At 69.8% G+C, this 2,020-nt stretch carries 2 protein-coding genes; both read left to right on the forward strand.

Annotated elements, in window-relative coordinates; genetic code table 11:
- Positions 1-1,079: phosphate ABC transporter permease PstA (pstA, locus tag EAD96_RS00330; RefSeq protein WP_233585312.1), on the forward strand; the 1,079-nt coding region annotated here is incomplete at its 5' end.
- 20 nt (positions 1,080-1,099) lie between these two features.
- Positions 1,100-1,876 carry a phosphate ABC transporter ATP-binding protein PstB gene (gene pstB, locus EAD96_RS00335; protein WP_120572908.1) on the forward strand — a complete coding sequence of 259 codons (777 nt, stop codon included), beginning with the start codon at positions 1,100-1,102 and terminating at the stop codon, positions 1,874-1,876.
- The last annotated feature ends 144 nt before the right edge of the window (positions 1,877-2,020 follow it).

A 2,020-nucleotide genomic window follows, 5' to 3' on the forward strand; every position in this document is an offset into this window, starting at 1 on the left:
CCCTCACCCCCCGCCGCCCGCGCCCGCCGGCCCAGCCGGCCACGCTGCGGGCGAGGCGACTTCCCGCGTACGCCGCTCCGGTCATCGCCGTCGCGGCGCTGCTGCTCGCGGCGGCCCTGGTGTACGGCGCCGGCGTCGGCGGCCCGGTCCTGGTCGTGGTGGTCGGCGCGTTGCTCTACCTGGCCGGTCTCTTCGTCGCGGCGAACGCGGTGGAGGGCCGCCGGTCGGCCCGCAACCGGACCTGGAGCGCGCTGATCCACTCGGCGTTCGTGCTCGCCGTGCTGCCGCTCGCGTCGGTGGTCTGGACGCTCGTCAGCAAGGGCTCCGAGCGGCTGGACGCGAACTTCTTCGGCACCTCGATGAACAACATCGGGTCGCGGGACGCCAACGGTGGCGCGTACCACGCGATCGTCGGCACGTTGCAGCAGGTCGGCATCGCCACGCTGATCACGGTGCCGCTCGGCGTGCTCTGCGCGATCTACATCGTCGAGTACGGCCGGGGCCGGTTCGCGTTCACCATCCGCTTCTTCGTGGACGTCATGACCGGCATCCCGTCGATCGTCACCGGCCTGTTCGTGCTGGCCTTCTGGGTGCTGATCGTCTCGCCGTGGTTCAACGACGGGCGGCCCGGCTTCTCCGGCTTCGCCGCCGCGCTGGCGCTGAGCGTGCTGATGCTGCCCACAGTGGTCCGCTCCACCGAGGAGATGCTCCGCCTGGTGCCCGCGCCGCTGCGCGAGGGCGCGTACGCCCTGGGCGTACCGAAGTGGAAGACCATCCTGCGGGTCGTGCTGCCGACCGCGCTGCCCGGCATCGTCACCGGCATCATGCTCGCCATCGCGCGGGCCGCCGGCGAGACCGCGCCGGTGCTGCTCGTCGCCGGCGGCGGCGCGGCGATCAACTTCAACCCGTTCGAGAACAACCAGTCGTCGCTGGCCCTCTTCGTCTACCAGCAGGCCGGAGAGGCGTCGAAGTACTCGCCGGCACGGGCGTGGACCGCGGCGCTGACCCTGGTCGCTCTCGTCCTCGTCCTCACCGTGGCGGCGAAGCTGCTGTCCCGCCGCAACCGGCTCGGCCGATGAACCCCGGAGGTACCGCCACCATGGCCAAGCGCATCGAAGCCACGAACGTGACCGCCTACTACGGCGGGTTCAAGGCGATCGAGAACATCAACCTGACCGTCGAGCCGAAGACGGTCACCGCCCTGATCGGGCCGTCCGGCTGCGGCAAGTCCACCTTCCTGCGGTCGATCAACCGGATGCACGAGGTGCTGCCGGGCGCCCGGGTCGAGGGCAGCCTGACCATCGACGACCAGGACATCTACGACCGCGACGTGGACGTCACGGCGGTCCGCCGCATGATCGGCATGGTCTTCCAGCGGCCGAACCCGTTCCCCACCATGAGCATCTTCGAGAACGTGGTGGCGGGGCTGCGGCTCAACGGCGTCCGGCGCAAGTCGATCCTGGAGGAGGCGGCCGAGCGGGCGCTGCGCTCGGCGAACCTGTGGGACGAGGTGAAGGACCGCCTGGCCAAGCCCGGCGCGGGCCTGTCCGGAGGTCAGCAGCAGCGCCTCTGCATCGCCCGCACCATCGCCGTCGAGCCGCAGGTCGTGCTGATGGACGAGCCGTGCTCGGCGCTGGACCCGATCTCGACGCTGGCCATCGAGGACCTGATGTTCCAGCTCAAGGACAAGTTCACGATCATCATCGTCACGCACAACATGCAGCAGGCCGCCCGGGTGTCGGACCGGACCGCCTTCTTCTCGATCGAGAAGACCGGCGACCCGGGCCGCCTGATCGAGTACGACAACACCCAGAAGATCTTCAGCAACCCGGCCCAGAAGAAGACCGAGGACTACATCACCGGCCGCTTCGGCTGACCCCGCTCTCTCTCCCGCTCTCTCTTCCGCGCGATCTTGCACTTTCGGCCCTCGTGCCGGGCGGATCGCCCCTTATGCCGGGGCGCTGAGTGCAAGATCGGCGCGGGGGTGGGGCGTCAGTGGAGGCGTCAGTGGAGGTGGATG

The organism is Micromonospora sp. BL1, assembly GCF_003667485.1.
GTDB lineage: Bacteria > Actinomycetota > Actinomycetes > Mycobacteriales > Micromonosporaceae > Micromonospora > Micromonospora tulbaghiae.

Bases quoted from the DNA above. Each gene is read 5' to 3' on its own strand.
- pstB (WP_120572908.1), top strand. From the start codon at position 1,100: ATGGCCAAGCGCATCGAAGCCACGAACGTGACCGCCTACTACGGCGGG.